This is a genomic window from Caballeronia choica (assembly GCF_001544535.1).
Taxonomy (GTDB): domain Bacteria; phylum Pseudomonadota; class Gammaproteobacteria; order Burkholderiales; family Burkholderiaceae; genus Caballeronia; species Caballeronia choica.
Map to the genome: position 1 here is coordinate 1 of NZ_FCON02000446.1, position 1,460 is coordinate 1,460.

Genomic DNA, 1,460 nt, shown 5'->3' on the forward strand with positions numbered 1-1,460 from the left:
GATCGTGGTGACGCTCTCACCCTCCGCCGAGAGGTACCGGTTAAGAGTGCGTCGATGCATGCCAAGATGCTGGGCAATCCGATCGACCGAACATAGTCCGCCTGGCAGCAGCATCCTGACGATCTCGGCAGTCGGCGAGACGTGTCGCGCGCTGAAATGAAACATAGCGGCATCGATCTGCACTTGGATACCGGCACGGAGCCGGCGCGGGCGTGAAGACGCGCGCGCCAGCGCCGTGCCGGACGCACTCGACACGCTGGGCGCCGTATGTGATGCGGTTAGACCGACGCGTTCAGGTGCGGGGCCGCGATGCGCAGCGTGCTGACGACGGCCGCGGCAGCCGCGAACGCGGCGGCGACATAGAGCGCGATCGTCGGCCCGTGCCCGGGTGCGACGCCGAAGATCAGCGCGACGAGCGCCGTGCCGAGCATCTGCCCGGTCAGCCGCGCGGTGCTGAGCATGCCACCCGCGCTGCCGCTGCGCTGGCGCGGCGCCGACGACAGTATTGCGCGGTTGTTCGGCGCCATGAACAGGCCAAAGCCGGCACCGCACAGCGCCATGCGCCAGACGATGTCAACCGTGCCCGGGTGCGCGCCGATCGTCGCAAGCGACAGCAGTCCGCCCGCGAACAGCGCGAGCCCGATGCCGCCGAGCACGCCGGCCGAGTAGCGGTCGGACAGCGCGCCGGCGAGCGGCGCGGCGACCACGATCACGACGTAGCCCTGGCCATCAGATGATCGCCAAACTGGTCCCGCAGACGGTTTTTCTGGACCTTGCCCGTAGCGCCCAATGGGATCGCGTCGACGAAGACCACATCATCAGGCGTCCACCACTTCGCGATCTTGCCTTCGTAGAAGCCAAGCATCTGCTCGCGGGAAAGCTCGATTCCTGTTTTCCTGACCACTACGAGCAGCGGCCGCTCGTCCCACTTCGCGTGTTTCGCGGCAATGCACGCTGCCTGAGAGACTGCTGGGTGCGCCATCGCGATATTCTCCAGGTCGATTGAACCAATCCACTCGCCCCCCGACTTGATGACGTCTTTGCTGCGATCAGTGATTTGCCGCTTCAAGGACGTGAACCGAGACCCGTGTTTCCCCTCTCCTGGGCTTTTGCGATCAGATAACGGCTCTGGCGGCGGGAGCGATCGCGATGCGATATGGGCTGTGTGGTCGGTGCACGCAGCTGTCTTCTCGCTGTCTGTGACCTGCGATGAACCCAGCCTGGTGCCGGAGTCCTGATTTGGCCGGACCGCCTGGTGCGTCTTGCGGCCGACGCACTGAGTGTCGCGAGGACCCCGGGGGATATCGGGAGTCCCCATGGATTTCGGATCAGTTGAATGCCGTGAGATCTTTCGGCTTGATGTCATGCTGCTCGCAATAGGCCAGATAGCGATTCAGCGAGGTCTTCCAGTTTTCGAGCGCGACGATGTTGTCGTTCCCGTCGAGGAACAGGAGATCGCC

General features: G+C 64.5%; 3 pseudogenes. All 3 read right to left on the reverse strand.

Features of this window, described 5'->3' with window-relative positions:
- Positions 1-183 (reverse strand): annotated as a pseudogene (locus AWB68_RS50585) (AraC family transcriptional regulator); the annotation flags it as partial.
- A gap of 95 nt (positions 184-278) precedes the next feature.
- A pseudogene (locus tag AWB68_RS44855) lies at positions 279-716 on the reverse strand (MFS transporter); the annotation flags it as partial.
- Positions 710-1,060 (reverse strand): annotated as a pseudogene (locus tag AWB68_RS44860) (AMP-binding enzyme); the annotation flags it as partial. The pseudogenes AWB68_RS44855 and AWB68_RS44860, both read right to left, overlap by 7 nt.
- Between the last annotated feature and the right edge of the window lie 400 nt (positions 1,061-1,460).